Below are 14,593 nucleotides of genomic sequence, written 5' to 3' on the forward strand. Positions count from 1 at the left end.
TCCGCCACCGGATCGAAAGTCAAGGACTGGCAAGTATGAGCGAGCCGATGTTTTCACCTCTTGAATGAATCAAGAACCGGAGACCCGCTATTCCGCTCACTTGAGCACCCTTCAGCACGCCTGAGTTCACCCCGTGAACGATCAAGGGGTGGCACTCAGTGCCACCCCTTAGGGAAGTGCATCCGCCCAAGATCCGCTCATCTGAGCGAAAGGCTTATCAAGCGTGGCGAGAATCACGCAGCTCGAAGCGACCGGATTTCACCATGCGGACCCCTCCCCGGACAGGAAACCGGGACGTCACACGCCGAGCGCGACCAGCCGTTCCTCGACCCGCTCGGGCGCGTACAGGTACTCCACGACCAGCGCCCCGGCCCCCACCAGCCCGGCCCGTTCGCCGAGCCGTGAGGTCACCACGTCCAGATGAGCGGTGGAACGGGGCAGCGCCCGCTGGTACAGCAGTTCGCGTACGCCCGTGAGGAAGGGAGTTCCGGCCAGATCGCCGGCGATCATCAGCACGCCGGGGTTGAGCAGGGTCACCACGGTCGCCAGAACGTCGCCCACGTGCCGTCCGGCCTCCCGGGCGAGCGCCATCGCCTCCGGGTGCCCGGAGGCCAGCAGCTCGCGCACATCCGAGCCGGACGCGGCCGGCACCCCCGCCTCGGCGAGCCTTCGCGCGACGGCGCCACCGCTCGCCACGGCGGCGAGACAGCCGTAGGACCCGCACTTGCACAGCGCGTCGGCGCCCTGCGGCACACGGATGTGCCCGATGTCCCCCGCGCCGCCGTCGATGCCCCGGTAGACGGACCCGCCGACCACGACCCCGGCGCCGATACCGGTCGACACCTTGACCAGTGCGAAGGCCGAGCAGTCCGGGTATCCGGTGCGCTGTTCGCCGTACGCCATCAGGTTGGCGTCGTTGTCCACCAGGACGGGGAGGTCGGGGCGGGCACCCGTGTGCTCGGCGAAGGCGCGGCCGAGGCGCCCTCTTATGTCGTAGCCGTCCCAGCCGGGCATGATCGGCGGCTGCACGACACGGCCGGTGTCGCTGTCGACGGGCCCCGGCACCGCGAGCCCGATCCCGCACACCGCGCCCACCGGCCGCCCGGCCTTCTCCACCAGCTCGGCGAACCAGCGCCCGAGTTCGCCGAGCACGGCGTCGGGGCCGTCCTCGACGACCAGGACACCGGAGCGCTCGGCCAGGATCTCGCCGGTCAGGGTGAGCACGGCGGCGCGGGCGTGCCGGGTATCGAGGTCGGCGGCGAGGACGATCGCGTGGGCGTCGTCGAATTCGAGAGTGATGGAGGGGCGGCCGCCCAGCGGGGAGTCGACCGGACCGCCGGCGCCCTCGCGCAGCCAGCCCGCACGGAAGAGCCGGTCGAGCCGCTGGCCGACGGTGGCCCGCGACAGACCGGTGGCCTGTTGCAGCGCGCCGCGCGTCGTGGCCCGGCCGCTGCGCACCAGTTCGAGCAGTTCTCCGGCGCTCGCCTGATTCCCGGCTCTCACTGTTCTGTCCGCCCTTCCTGTCATGCGCACCCTCTTGCGTTCCTCAACTCTGCATTACATATTGAGTTTTGCGTGTTAAATAGACGTAACCCTACGGTAGCTACTGCCTAACCGGCCGACCGGACGTCATCGGGGAGACCTGAGTGGACCGCACGACCCAGCTCACCGCGCAGCGCACGGGCCACACCGCCCCCGCGCGCACCACGGGCGATCCCCTGCGCACCTCCCGCTCACCGTCGCCGGCCGGTCCGGGTGAGATCGTCCGATCCGGGACCGATGTATACGATCCGGCGACACCGACGGGACCGTCGGCTTCGCTGCACCGGCGGGCGGCGCGGGTCCTCGAGGACAACTGGACGGGCACGTCCACGGTCCCCTCGCGCGGCCTGTACCCGCACCAGTGGTCGTGGGACTCGGCGTTCATCGCGATCGGCCTGCGCCACCTCTCCCCACTGCGGGCGCAGACGGAGCTGGAGACGCTGCTCGACGCCCAGTGGGCGGACGGCCGCATTCCGCACATCGTCTTCAACCCCTCCGTCCCGCTCGACGCGTACTTCCCGAGCCCCGACTTCTGGCGCTCCTCGACCGCGGGGCGCGCTGCGGGCGCCCCGCGCACCGTACAGACCTCGGGCATCGTGCAGCCACCGGTGCACGCGCTCGCCGCGTGGCTGGTGCACCGGGCCGACCCGGGCCTGTCGCGGGCGCGCGGCTTCCTCCCCCGGATGTATCCCCGCCTGGCGGCCTGGCACCGCTATCTCCTGCACCGCCGGGACCTGGGCGGCGGCGGCCTCGCCTCCGTGGTCCACCCCTGGGAGCAGGGCATGGACAACAGCCCCTGCTGGGACGCCCCGCTCAGCCGGATCACCCCGGCCCCGCCACGCTCCTTCCGCCGCGCCGACCTCGACCACGGGGCCGCCGAGGACCGGCCGACGGACCTCGACTACGGCCGGTACGTACGCCTGGCGGCCGACTACCGCGACGGCGGATACGCCGACGGGGGCGGGGAGTTCGCGGTGGAGGACCCGGCGTTCAACGCCCTGCTCATCGCCTCGGAACACGCCCTGGCACGCATCGCACAGGAACTCGGCGCGGCGGGCACGGCCCGGCACGCCCGCGCCGAACGCCTGACGGCGGCACTGGTGGAACGGCTGTGGGATCCGGCGGAGGGCATGTTCTTCTGCCGCGACGTGTACGCGGACCGCACGGACGGCGACCGGCCGGCGGAACACCTCGATCGGCAGCCGGGACGCCGTGGTCGGCGGGCGGGGGACTCGGACCGGCGCGGGAGCCGGGGGGCGGCGGAGCGGGACGGGTGCGCCGGGGCACTGATCCCCGAGCGCGGTGTCACGGGGCTCGTCCCGCTCCTGCTGCCCGCGCTGCCGCGCTCCGTCGCCGCCACGCTCGTCCGCACCGCCGAGGGGCCGCACTTCGGCCTCGGCGGCGCCACCCGGCTCGTCCCGAGCTACGACCTGACCGGCGAGGCCTTCGACCCGCACCGCTACTGGCGCGGCCCGGCCTGGTTCAACACGAACTGGCTGCTGGAGCGCGGGCTGCGGCTGCACGGCGAGCACGGGCGCGCGGAGGCACTGCGGGCCGCGCTGCTCGGCACGGCCGACGAGTCGGGGTTCGCGGAGTACGTGGACCCGTACACCGGCGAGGGCTGCGGCGCCCGGGGCTTCAGCTGGACGGCCGCGCTGACGCTGGACCTGCTGCACGACCCCTCGGGGGCGGAGCCCGTCGTGTCCCGCACGGGGCCTGGCGCGTTCGACACGGCACACGGCGCATCACAGAGGTGGCACGGCTCATCCGAGACGGGCACCAAGGGAGGGGACCGGGGATGACGGACCGGCAGCATCTGCTCGTGCACGGCGGGACGTTCGCCGCCGTGGGCGACGGCGGGGACATCAGCGGAGTGCGCGGCGGCAGCTCTCCGGACGGCTTGTTCGTACGGGACGCCCGCCATCTCAGCCGCTGGCAGCTGACCGTCGACGGCGCGGTGCCCGAAGCGCTCACGCCGGTCGCGGACGGCGACACGGCGCGCTGTGTCCTGGTGCCCCGCGGCGGCCGTACGGAACCGCCCGCGTACACGCTCTTCCGTGAACAGGCCGTGTCCGACGGCGCGTTCGTGGAATCCCTGCGCGTCACCAGCAACCGCCCGGCACCCACCACGGTCCGCATCGCGGTCACCGCGGACGCCGACTTCACGGACCAGTTCGAACTGCGCTCGGACTACCGGACGTACGCCAAGAACGGCGTCGTCCGCCAACGCCAAGTCCTCGACGACGGAGTGGAGTTCAGCTACCGGCGCGGTGAATGGCGCTCCCGTACGACGGTCACGTCCGACCCCGTTCCCGAGGCCGTGGAGGAGACCGGGACGGGCGCCCGCCGCCTGGTCTGGACCCTGGACCTGGAACCGCACGCCTCCGCGGAACTCTCCCTGCGCGTGGCGGCGCAGCCGCACGGCACCTCGCGCCCCCCGGAGGTTCCCGCGTCCCCCGCCGCCGCGACGCAGCAACTCCTCTCCCTGGAGGACGAGTTCACCACCGGCGTCCCCTTCCCCACCGGCTGGCCGGAACTGTCCGCGGCCTGCTCCCGGGGCCTGTCCGACCTGGCGGTGCTCCAGGTCCCGGCGACCGGCCCGGACGGCGAGGAGCTGATGGTCCCCGCGGCCGGAGTCCCCTGGTTCCTCACGCTGCTCGGCCGGGACGCCCTCCTCACCTCCCTCTTCACGCTCCCCTACCGCCCCGAACTGGCCGCCGCCACCCTCCCCGCGCTCGCCGCGACCCAGGCGACCGAGACCGGCGCGGGAACGGTGGCCCAGCCGGGCAAGATCGTGCACGAGGTACGGCACGGCGAGCTGGCCCACTTCGGGCAGGTGCCCTACGGCCGCTACTACGGCTCGGTGGACGCGACCCCGCTCTTCCTCGTCCTCCTCGGCGCCTACACGGAACAGACCGGCGATGTGACCCTGGCCCGCCGTCTGGAACCGCACGCGCGGGCGGCGATCGGCTGGATGCTGGACCACGGCGGCCTGACCTCCCGCGGCTACCTCGTCTACCGCGCGGACGGCGGCGGCCTCGCCAACCAGAACTGGAAGGACTCCCCGGGCGCCATCTGCTCGGCTGACGGCAGCCGCCCCACCGGGTCGGTGACGGCCTCGGGCGCCCAGGGGTACGCGTACGACGCCCTGCGCCGTACCGCCCAGCTCTCCCGTACGGTCTGGGGCGACGAGGTGTACGCGGCTCTCCTCGAACAGGCCGCCGGTGACCTCCGCGACCGCTTCCAGCGGGACTTCTGGATGCCCGAACACTCCTTCCCCGCCCTGGCGTTGGACGGTGACGGCCACCAGGTCGACGCGCTGGCGTCGGACGCGGGCCATCTCCTGTGGTCCGGGCTGCTGGACAAGGAGTACGGCGAACTCGTGGGCCGCCGCCTTCTGGAGCCGGACTTCTTCTCCGGCTGGGGCGTCCGCACGCTCGCCTCCGGCCAGCCGGCGTACCACCCGCTCTCCTACCACCGCGGCTCGGTCTGGCCGCACGACAACGCCCTCATCGCGCTGGGTCTCGCCCGTTACGGCCTCCACGACGAGGCCCGTACGGTGGCTCACGCCCTGGTCGACGCCGCCACCGCCGCCGGCCACCGCCTTCCGGAGGTCCTCGCGGGCTACGGCCGCGACACCCACCCCGAGCCGGTCCCCTACCCTCACGCCTGCGTACGCGAGTCCCGCTCCGCCGCGGCCCCGCTGGCCCTGCTCACCGCCGTGGGCGGCGCGTAACGCCTCCGCCGAAGCCACCGGCCCCGGGGCACCGTTCCCTTCCACGCTCACCCGGGGGTGGGTGGGCAAACCCCTCTCACCCCTGGTCTGAAACGCTCACCCGGGGTGGGCGGGCAAACCCCGGGCACCCCCTTGCTTTGCTCGGTTACCCGGGGTTGATGCCGGCCGGGGGTGGGTCACGCAGCCCGGCGTTCACGGGGTGCCGCTGCGCCCACCCGTGCCGCCCCTAGCGGCACGATTGCCCGCAGTTGGGCGCGGCTTCGCCGGCCACCCGGCGTCACACACACCCGCCGCTGCTGGGTGGGCAGCCGTCCCAGCCACACGCGCGCCCGCAGCGTGGGCGGGCAGCCGCACAATTGCCCGCAGCTTGAGCGACTGCCACCCGCAGTCGCGTACGCGCGAAGGGTCCGTGCCGGTACGTCTCTGCCCGTCGCGTAGCCGGCCCCCAGCCAAGTCACGCCGTGCTCGGGTGCCGGGCAGTACGCCCACGCGGCGACGGGCAAGACGTACCGGCACGGACCCGACCCACAACACACCCCCCTGCGAACGGCGCCCACGCCAGCAAGAGTCACCCCCCGGACGTATCCAGCTCCGCATCCTCACTGACGCCCGCGCAGTCGTACGGATCCTTGAGCCAGCCGTCCGGCAGGACCACCCGGTTGTTGCCCGACGTACGCCCACGTGGGCCGTCCGCGCCCGTCGCCGGCCAGGCCTGGTCGAGGTCCAACTCGTCCAGCCCTGAACGGAGTTCGGACAGCGCCGAGGTGATGGCCAGCCGCTTGCGCATCTCGGAGCCGACGGCGAACCCCTTCAGATACCAGGCCACGTGCTTACGGAAGTCGATGACACCCCGTGCCTCGTCCCCGATCCACTCACCGAGCAGCGTCGCATGCCGCACCATGACATCCGCGACCTCCCGCAACGTCGGACGCGCGTAAGCCTCCGGCTCCCGCCCCTCGAACGCCGCCACCAGGTCCCCGAACAGCCAGGGCCGCCCCAGGCACCCGCGCCCGACGACCACCCCGTCGCACCCGGTCTCCCGCACCATCCGCACGGCGTCCTCGGCCGACCAGATGTCCCCGTTGCCGAGCACGGGAATCTCCGGCACATGCTCCTTCAGCCGCGCGATCGCGTCCCAGTCGGCCGTACCGCCGTAGTGCTGCGCCGCCGTCCGCCCGTGCAGCGCGATCGCGGTGACGCCCTCCTCGACGGCGATCCGCCCGGCGTCGAGGTAGGTGATGTGATCGTCGTCGATGCCCTTGCGCATCTTCATCGTGACCGGCAGATCGCCCGCCCCCGACACGGCCTCCCGCAGGATCGCCCGCAGCAGGTTCCGCTTGAACGGCAGCGCGGACCCGCCGCCCTTGCGGGTCACCTTGGGCACGGGGCACCCGAAGTTCAGGTCGATGTGATCGGCGAGCCCCTCCTCCGCGATCATGCGGACGGCTTTCCCCACCGTGGCCGGGTCGACGCCGTACAGCTGGATCGACCGCGGCTTCTCAGTCGCGTCGAAATGGATCAGCTGCATGGTCTTCTCGTTGCGCTCGACCAGCGCACGCGTGGTGATCATCTCGCTGACGAAGAGCCCCTTGCCACCACTGAACTCCCTGCACAGCGTGCGGAAGGGCGCGTTGGTGATCCCGGCCATGGGCGCGAGAACGACGGGTGGCTGGACGGTGTGCGGACCGATCGACAGCGGGGACACGGGAGCGAGAACGGGCGTGGGCATTCCCCCATTGTCACGCACGCGGGGAGGTGCCCGGCGAAGTTGCCGGGCAATGATCATGTAACACTCATTAGTTAGACGCACTATCGAAACGGGCGTACGATGACGCGCATGCCCGAGCTCAGCCACCGCCGCCGCATGCTCGTGCTCGCGATCTGCTGTATGAGCCTGCTGATCGTGAGCCTCGACAACACGGTGCTCAACGTCGCCCTGCCCTCGATGCAGAAGGACCTGCACGCGAGCGTGGCAGGCCTGCAGTGGACGATCGACGCGTACACCCTCGTCCTCGCCTCCCTGTTGATGCTGGCGGGCTCGACGGCCGACCGCATCGGCCGTAAGAAGATCTTCAAGGCGGGCCTGGTCCTGTTCACCGTCGGCTCGGTCCTCTGCTCCCTCGCCCCGAACCTGGAGTCGCTGGTCGCCTTCCGCATGGTGCAGGCGGTCGGCGGCTCGATGCTGAACCCGGTGGCGATGTCGATCATCACGAACACGTTCACGGACCCCCGCGAGCGGGCCCGGGCGATCGGCGTGTGGGGCGGCGTGGTCGGCATATCGATGGCGGCCGGCCCGATCGTGGGCGGACTGCTCGTCGACTCGGTCGGCTGGCGCTCGATCTTCTGGATCAACCTCCCGGTGGGCCTCGCGGCTCTGCTCCTGACCCTGCGCTACGTCCCCGAGTCCCGCGCCCCCAAGGCCCGCCGCCCCGACCCGTTCGGCCAGTTCCTGGTGATCGCGCTGCTCGGCTCGCTGACGTACGCGATCATCGAGGCACCCAGCTCCCCCGCCCTGCGGACGCTCGCCTTCGCCGCCGTCGCCCTCGCCGCGCTGGCCGGCCTGCTCCGCTACGAGCCCCGCCGCACCGAACCCCTCATCGACCTGCGCTTCTTCCGCTCGGCACCGTTCAGCGGAGCAACGGTCATAGCGATCAGCGCGTTCGCGGCGCTGAGCGGCTTCCTCTTCCTCTCGACGCTCTATCTGCAGAACGTACGGGGCCTGGACGCGCTGCACGCGGGCCTGTGGATGCTGCCGATGGCGGTGATGTGCTTCGTGTGCGCGCCGCTGTCGGGACGACTGGTCGGCAGCCGCGGTCCGCGCCTCTCGCTGCTGATCGCGGGAGTGGCGACCACGGCGAGCGGAGTGCTGTTCGCTGGCTTCGAGGCGGAGACCTCGAACGTCACGCTCGTCCTCGGATACGTCCTCTTCGGCGTCGGCTTCGGCTTCGTGAACGCCCCCATCACCAACACGGCCGTCTCCGGGATGCCGCGCTCCCAGGCGGGCGTGGCCGCGGCGGTGGCGTCGACCAGCAGGCAGATCGGCGGCACGCTCGGCGTGGCCGTGATCGGCGCGGTACTGGCTTCCGGGGTGGGCTCGTCCCCGTACCGGGACGTGTTCGTGTCGGCGGCCCGCCCCGGCTGGTGGATCATCACGGCGTGCGGCCTCGCGGTGCTCGTCCTGGGTGCGCTGACCAGCGGAAAGTGGGCCCGAAGGACGGCGGAGCACACGGCGGAGCGCCTCCAGGAGAGGGAAATCGGCCAACCCGCCGCTTCACGAGCCTGACCCGCCCCCCACCCCCGCGCCGGCACCCTCCCGCTCCCCCTCCAGCGCGATCCGCCGAAGCCGCTCCAGCCGCGCCCGGGACTCCTCGTCGGCAGGCGCGTACGTCACCATGCGGGGCCCGCTGTGCGGTCCGAGCCACAGGTCGGTGTGGTCGAGGGTGAGCAGCCCGACGTGGGCGTTGCGGAACTGCTTGCGTTTGGTGCGGGCGCCGATGACCTCGTGCCGCTCCCAGGCCTCCCGGAACTCCGGGGACTCGGTGTTCAGCCGCTTGAGCAGGATCTTCCAGGCGGGCTCGGCGAGATGGTCGGCCATCGCGCCGCGGAACTTGGCGGCCATGAGCCGCATGGTCTCCTCGCGCTGGACGAGGGACGCCTGCCAGTCCTGGTTGGTGTAGCACAGGAGCATGCAGTTGCGGTCCGCCACCGGCACGGCGTCGAGGTCGCAGAGCAGCAGCCGGTAGGTGCTGTTGTACGCGAGGATGTCGTAGCGGCTGTTCTGAATGCAGGCGGGGATCGGCTCCAGCTGCTGCAGCAGGATGCGCTGCGCGTCGGTGACCGAGGGGCAGCTCGCGCCGGGCGCGGGGTCGACGGACGCGGCGAGGTTGAAGAGGTGGGCGCGTTCGTTGACGTCGAGCAGCAGCGTGCGGGCCAGCGCGTCGAGCACCTGGACGGAGACCTGGATGTCCCGCGCCTGTTCCAGCCAGGTGTACCAGGTCACGCCGACCGCGGAGAGCTGTGCGACCTCCTCGCGGCGCAGGCCCGGGGTGCGCCGGCGGCGGCCGCGGGGCAGGCCGACCTGCTCGGGGGTGATGCGTTCGCGGCGGCTGCGCAGAAACGCGGCGAGCTCGTGCCGCCGGATCTCGGACGCCACGGACGCCGAGGGCCCCGAGGGCGCCGAACCCGCGGGGGCGTCCGAACGCACCGACGCCTGTGCCGTATGTGCTGCCACCTGTGCCCTGTCTGCCACGGTCGTCATCCCCCCAGCCTGCCTGACCCCTCACCCTGTTTCCAGGTACCGGTTCTACCAGGATAAAGAGACTCTGGTACCAGCCTGAGCACCGAGCGACGCTGTCCTACGTGACCGAAACCCGAACCGGACCCATCACACCCACACCCACACCTACACCAGTCCGCCCGGCCGCCGCCCCACCCGTCCTCGGCGGCCTCGGACTCTTCACCGTGCTGCTCGGTGCGGCACTTCCGCTCATCGACTTCTTCATCGTGAACGTCGCCCTGCCGACGATCGGCCGGGACCTGCACGCGAGCGAGGCCGTCCTCGAACTCGTCGTCGCCGGGTACGGAGTCTCGTACGCCGTCCTCCTCGTCCTGGGCGGGCGCCTCGGCGACCTCTTCGGGCGCCGTCGGCTCTTCCTCGGCGGCATGGCCGCCTTCGGCGTCACCTCGCTCGCCTGCGGCCTCGCGCCGAGCGCCTGGACCCTGGTCGCGGCGCGTGTGGCGCAGGGCGCGGCGGCCGCGGCGATGCTGCCGCAGGTGCTCGCCACCATCCAGTCGACGACCACCGGTCCGCGCCGCGCCAAGGCCATGGGCCTGTACGGCGCCACAGCCGGGCTCTCCATGGTGGCGGGCCAGATCCTGGGCGGCGTACTGGTGGCCGCCGACATCGCGGGCACGGGATGGCGCTCGGTGTTCCTCGTGAACGTGCCCGTCGTGGTCGTCGGCCTGTCCCTGGCCGCCCGCGCCGTGCCCGAGACGCGCTCGCAGCGCCCGGAGCCGATCGACGGCGCCGGCACGGTGCTGCTCGCCGTGGCGCTGCTGACGCTGCTGGCCCCGCTCACCGAGGGCAGGGCGGCGGGCTGGCCGCTGTGGACCTGGGTGGCGCTGGCGGCGTTCCCGTTCGCGGCGGCGGCGTTCTACTTCGTGGAGCGCCGAAAGGACCGCAGCGGCCGTACGCCGCTGGTGCCCCCGAGCCTGTTCGCCACGGTGTCGCTGCGCCGGGGTCTGATCCTGATCGTGCCGTTCTCGATCGGCTTCAGCGGCTTCATGTTCGTGATCGCGGTGGCGCTCCAGCGCGGTGCGGGCCTCGGCCCGGTACCGGCGGGTCTCGCACTCGCGCCGATGGCAGTCGTCTTCTTCGTCGTCTCGCTCTGCGGTCCGCGGCTCGTCGCCCGGTACGGCACCCGCGTGGTGACCGTCGGCGGTCTGATCCAGGCGATCGGCGTGGCCCTGCTGGCACTCGCCGCGTGGCGGTCGTGGCCGGACCTGGGAGTGCTGGAGCTGCTGCCGGGCGCCGCGGTGGCGGGCGCCGGTCAGGCCCTCCAACTCCCCGTCATCTTCCGGATCATCCTCTCCGAGGTCCCGCCCGCACGGGCCGGTGTCGGCAGCGGCGTGATGATCACCACCCAGCAGTCGGCCCTGGCCCTCGGTGTGGCGACCCTGGGCACCCTCTTCCTCGGCCTGGTACCGGGCATGGGTATGCGGGACGCCCTCGTGACGACCCTCCTCGTCCAGCTGGCAGCCGTGGCCCTGACCACGGCCCTCAGCCTGCGTCTGCCTCGAACGGTCAGCTAGGACCTGTCCGGCCGATCATGCCGCAGACGCGGGGTGTGGCACGCACATCGGCCGGACAGGTCCTGGGTCCGGGAGTTCACTAGGGTGACGGCATGGCAGTGACACGCGACGACGTTCCCTCCCGGGAAGCCGAGGAGGGTGACAGTGAGCCGGACAGGGCCCTGCGCCCGCCGACGCTCCTCGCCCTTCCCTCCTATCTGGCGGGCCACGTCGCCCGGATCGGCCATCGCGCGCTGGTCGAGGCGCTCAAGGAACACGACCTCCGTCTGCCGCACTTCGCGGTCCTCGCGGGCCTCGGGGACTTCGGCCCGCTCGCCCAGCACGAACTGGCCGACCGCCTCGACCTCAACCGCAGCCATCTCGTCGGCTATCTCGACGAGGTCGAGCGGCAGGATCTCGTACGGCGGGTACGGGACCCCGCGGACCGGCGGCGGCAGCGGGTCGCGCTCACCGCGGGCGGTGAAGTGCGGCTGGCCGAGCTGAAGACGGTGGCCGACCGCTCGCAGGCCGACTGCCTGGGCGCGCTGTCGGGGGCCGAGCGGGAGACCCTCACCGCGCTGCTGCGCCGCGTGGTGACGGTGGACGACGCGGGACGCGGAAACCCTTCCCGTTGATCTTGCCCATGCTGCACACTCCTTGCTGCGCAAGTGGCGCGGTACCGCGCGCCGCCACCCGGAGGCCGGAGGCGTCATGCTGCAGATCAACACGAGCAAGGTGAGCCGGTGGGACCAGCACGGCCGTGAGCACGTCGTCCATGTGCAACGTGCGGGCGTGCAGCGGACGATCAGATGCGACACCTGCGGCTGGCGCAAGGGCGCGCAGTTCCTGCCGTGGCTGAAGGCGGAGGAGCACCTCGCGGAGGCGCACCAGGCGACGGTGGACCCCACGGAGGGGTAGGGCGCCGGACATCCGGCGCCAACGTCGAGGCACCGCAAGGCTGTTGGGGCGCCGGAAGAAACACCGGACGGAATGCCCGAAGCCCCCGGTTCCGTGCGGAACCGGGGGCTTCGGGACGAACGCGGAGGTGTCAGCAGCCGATCAGGCGGCTGGCGAGGTAGCCCTCGATCTGGTCGAGGGACACGCGCTCCTGCTTCATCGAGTCGCGCTCGCGGACCGTCACCGCGTTGTCGTCGAGCGTGTCGAAGTCGACCGTGACACAGAACGGCGTACCGATCTCGTCCTGGCGGCGGTAGCGGCGGCCGATGGCGCCCGCGTCGTCGAACTCGATGTTCCAGTGCTGGCGCAGGGCCGCGGCGAGGCCCTTGGCCTTCGGGGAGAGCTCGGGGTTGCGCGAGAGCGGCAGGACCGCGACCTTCACCGGGGACAGGCGCGGGTCGAGGCGCAGCACCGTGCGCTTCTCCAGCTTGCCCTTGGCGTTGGGCGCCTCGTCCTCGACGTACGCGTCCAGCAGGAACGCGAGCATCGCGCGGCCGACACCGGCGGCGGGCTCGATGACGTACGGAGTCCAGCGCTCGCCGGCTTCCTGGTCGAAGTAGGAGAGGTCCTGGCCGGAGGCCTTGGAGTGCGCGGAGAGGTCGTAGTCCGTGCGGTTGGCGACACCCTCCAGCTCGCCCCACTCGTTGCCGCCGAACTGGAAGCGGTACTCGATGTCGGCGGTGCGCTTGGAGTAGTGGGAGAGCTTCTCCGCCGGGTGCTCGTACCAGCGCATGTTCTCCTCACGGAGACCCAGGCCGCGGTACCAGTTCCAGCGCTGCTCCATCCAGTACTCCTGCCACTTCTCGTCCTCGCCCGGCTTGACGAAGAACTCCATCTCCATCTGCTCGAACTCGCGGGTGCGGAAGATGAAGTTGCCGGGCGTGATCTCGTTGCGGAAGGACTTGCCCATCTGCGCGATGCCGAACGGCGGCTTCTTGCGCGAAGCGACCTGCACCTGGGCGAAGTTGGTGAAGATGCCCTGCGCGGTCTCGGGGCGCAGGTAGGCGACGGAGCCGCTGTCCTGCGTGGGGCCGAGGTGCGTGGAGAGCAGGCCGGAGAACTGCTTGGGCTCGGTGAACTGGCCCTTGTTGCCGCAGTTGGGGCAGTTGATGTCCGCGAGGCCGTTCTCCGGGGCGCGGTTGTGCTTCGCCTCGTAGGCCTCCTCCAGGTGGTCGGCGCGGTAGCGCTTGTGGCAGGAGGTGCACTCGGTGAGCGGGTCGGAGAACGTGGCGACGTGGCCGGAGGCGACCCAGACATCGGTGGCCAGGATCACCGACGAGTCGAGACCGACGACGTCCTCACGGGAGGTGACCATGTAACGCCACCACTGGCGCTTGATGTTCTCCTTGAGTTCGACGCCGAGCGGGCCGTAGTCCCAGGCGGCACGCTGTCCTCCGTAGATCTCACTACAGGGGAAAACGAAGCCACGGCGCTTGCTCAGGCTGACGATGGTCTCGATCTTGTCGGCGGCCACGGTGCTCTCTTCATTACGAACGGACGGCAGCGAATGACTCAGGTTACCGGCGGGGCCCACCCCTGTATCAAATCGGTTCGCCTCTAGATCGTTGTTGACAATCGTTTCCAGTTTTGTTGAAAATGACTGTCATGAACGTACGACGACGCCTCATATCCGGGTCCGCGGTCCTGGCGGCCACCGCCCTCGGGCTCGGAACCCTCTCCGCCTGCTCCGACTCCTCCGCGGCCGACAACGGCGGGAAGCTCGACGTCGTGGCGTCGTTCTATCCGATGCAGTACCTCGCCGAGCAGATCGGCGGGAACCTGGTGAGCGTCACCAGCCTCACCCAGCCCGGCCAGGAGCCGCACGACCTGGAGATCAGCGCGAAGCAGACCGCGCAGCTCCAGGAGGCGGACGCCGTGCTCTACCTGAAGGGCCTGCAGCCGGCCGTCGACGACGCCGTGGCGCAGTCCGAGGTCAGGACCAAGGTCGACGCCGCGTCGCTGACCAGCCTGGAGAAGCACGGCAACGAGGTCGGCGGGCACGCGGCCGAGCACGACGATCACGCGGGCGAGGAGTCCGGCGGCACCGACCCGCACATCTGGCTCGACCCCGTGAAGTACGCCGAGGTCGCGAGCGGGGTCGGCAAGGCCCTGGAGAAGGCCGACCCGGACCATGCGGCGGAATACAAGAAGAACACCGCGGCGTTGGTCAGGAAGCTCGACGGCCTCAACACCCAGTACGAGACCGGGCTGAAGAACACCGAGACGAAGGTCTTCATCACCACGCACGCCGCCTTCGGCTACCTCGCCGAGCGCTACGGCCTCACCGAGGAGGCCATCACCGGCCTGGACCCGGAGTCGGAGCCCAGCGTGAACCGTGTGAAGGCGCTTGAGAAGATGGCGAAGGCCGACGGCGTCACGACGGTGTTCTACGAGACGCTCGTGAGCGACAAGACCGCCAAGACCGTCGCCCAGGACGCGAACCTCAAGACGGACGTCCTCGACCCGATCGAGGGCATCACCGGCAAGTCCAGGGGCAACGACTACATCCAGGTCATGGAGTCGAACCTGAAGGCGCTGCGGACGGCCCTCGGCGCGAAGTGACCTACG

At 71.1% G+C, this 14,593-nt stretch carries 11 protein-coding genes; 7 read left to right on the forward strand and 4 right to left on the reverse strand.

Going from position 1 to position 14,593, the window contains the following annotated elements:
* Positions 1–297 precede the first annotated feature (297 nt).
* Positions 298–1,527, reverse strand: a complete 1,230-nt coding sequence (locus ABZS97_RS19520; protein ID WP_356139476.1) for an ROK family protein — start codon at positions 1,525–1,527, stop codon at positions 298–300.
* Positions 1,528–1,820: 293 nt separating this feature from the next.
* Between ABZS97_RS19520 and ABZS97_RS19525 the strand changes: the two genes are divergently transcribed.
* Together ABZS97_RS19525 and ABZS97_RS19530 are read left to right on the forward strand one after the other, a co-directional pair.
* Positions 1,821–3,344, forward strand: a complete 1,524-nt coding sequence (locus ABZS97_RS19525; RefSeq protein ID WP_356139531.1) for a hypothetical protein — start codon at positions 1,821–1,823, stop codon at positions 3,342–3,344.
* Complete coding sequence (locus ABZS97_RS19530; protein WP_356139478.1) at positions 3,341–5,278, forward strand: glycogen debranching N-terminal domain-containing protein; 1,938 nt, start codon at positions 3,341–3,343, stop codon at positions 5,276–5,278. Before ABZS97_RS19525 ends, ABZS97_RS19530 begins: the two co-directional genes overlap by 4 nt.
* A 568-nt stretch (positions 5,279–5,846) precedes the next feature.
* Here ABZS97_RS19530 and dusB read toward each other — a convergent pair.
* Entirely contained in the window at positions 5,847–7,007 is a 1,161-nt protein-coding gene (gene dusB / locus ABZS97_RS19535) for a tRNA dihydrouridine synthase DusB (RefSeq protein WP_356139480.1), read from the reverse strand.
* Positions 7,008–7,115: 108 nt separating this feature from the next.
* Here dusB and ABZS97_RS19540 point away from each other — a divergent pair, with 108 nt between their 5' ends.
* A complete protein-coding gene (locus ABZS97_RS19540; RefSeq protein WP_356139482.1) occupies positions 7,116–8,561 on the forward strand; it encodes an MFS transporter in 1,446 nt (481 codons plus the stop codon).
* Here the strand turns inward: ABZS97_RS19540 and ABZS97_RS19545 are convergent.
* Entirely contained in the window at positions 8,550–9,536 is a 987-nt protein-coding gene (locus ABZS97_RS19545; protein WP_356139484.1) for a helix-turn-helix transcriptional regulator, read from the reverse strand. The genes ABZS97_RS19540 and ABZS97_RS19545 overlap by 12 nt on opposite strands.
* A gap of 125 nt (positions 9,537–9,661) precedes the next feature.
* Here ABZS97_RS19545 and ABZS97_RS19550 point away from each other — a divergent pair, with 125 nt between their 5' ends.
* The 3 genes from ABZS97_RS19550 (at position 9,662) to ABZS97_RS19560 (ending at position 11,986) form a co-directional block, all read left to right on the forward strand.
* Positions 9,662–11,089, forward strand: a complete 1,428-nt coding sequence (locus ABZS97_RS19550; RefSeq protein WP_356139533.1) for an MFS transporter — start codon at positions 9,662–9,664, stop codon at positions 11,087–11,089.
* A 92-nt stretch (positions 11,090–11,181) separates the two neighbouring features.
* Positions 11,182–11,703, forward strand: coding sequence for a MarR family winged helix-turn-helix transcriptional regulator (locus ABZS97_RS19555; protein WP_356139486.1), 522 nt, complete (start codon positions 11,182–11,184; stop codon positions 11,701–11,703).
* Positions 11,704–11,779: 76 nt separating this feature from the next.
* A complete protein-coding gene (locus ABZS97_RS19560) occupies positions 11,780–11,986 on the forward strand; it encodes a hypothetical protein (protein ID WP_054235491.1) in 207 nt (68 codons plus the stop codon).
* Between the two features lie 130 nt (positions 11,987–12,116).
* Here ABZS97_RS19560 and ABZS97_RS19565 read toward each other — a convergent pair whose 3' ends face one another.
* Positions 12,117–13,499, reverse strand: coding sequence for a glycine--tRNA ligase (locus ABZS97_RS19565; RefSeq protein WP_356139488.1), 1,383 nt, complete (start codon positions 13,497–13,499; stop codon positions 12,117–12,119).
* A 131-nt stretch (positions 13,500–13,630) separates the two neighbouring features.
* Here ABZS97_RS19565 and ABZS97_RS19570 point away from each other — a divergent pair, with 131 nt between their 5' ends.
* On the forward strand, positions 13,631–14,587 hold the full coding sequence (locus ABZS97_RS19570; RefSeq protein ID WP_356139490.1) for a zinc ABC transporter substrate-binding protein: 957 nt from the start codon (positions 13,631–13,633) through the stop codon (positions 14,585–14,587).
* The last annotated feature ends 6 nt before the right edge of the window (positions 14,588–14,593 follow it).

The sequence above is a fragment of the Streptomyces sp. NPDC005485 genome (assembly GCF_040606085.1).
GTDB lineage: Bacteria > Actinomycetota > Actinomycetes > Streptomycetales > Streptomycetaceae > Streptomyces.

Excerpts from the sequence above, each read along its gene's own strand:
- ABZS97_RS19520 (WP_356139476.1), bottom strand. The coding sequence starts at position 1,527 with ATGACAGGAAGGGCGGACAGAACAGTGAGAGCCGGGAATCAGGCGAGC.
- ABZS97_RS19530 (WP_356139478.1), top strand. The coding sequence starts at position 3,341 with ATGACGGACCGGCAGCATCTGCTCGTGCACGGCGGGACGTTCGCCGCC.
- dusB (WP_356139480.1), bottom strand. The coding sequence starts at position 7,007 with ATGCCCACGCCCGTTCTCGCTCCCGTGTCCCCGCTGTCGATCGGTCCG.
- ABZS97_RS19540 (WP_356139482.1), top strand. The coding sequence starts at position 7,116 with ATGCCCGAGCTCAGCCACCGCCGCCGCATGCTCGTGCTCGCGATCTGC.
- ABZS97_RS19545 (WP_356139484.1), bottom strand. The coding sequence starts at position 9,536 with ATGACGACCGTGGCAGACAGGGCACAGGTGGCAGCACATACGGCACAG.
- ABZS97_RS19555 (WP_356139486.1), top strand. The coding sequence starts at position 11,182 with ATGGCAGTGACACGCGACGACGTTCCCTCCCGGGAAGCCGAGGAGGGT.
- ABZS97_RS19560 (WP_054235491.1), top strand. The coding sequence starts at position 11,780 with ATGCTGCAGATCAACACGAGCAAGGTGAGCCGGTGGGACCAGCACGGC.
- ABZS97_RS19570 (WP_356139490.1), top strand. The coding sequence starts at position 13,631 with ATGAACGTACGACGACGCCTCATATCCGGGTCCGCGGTCCTGGCGGCC.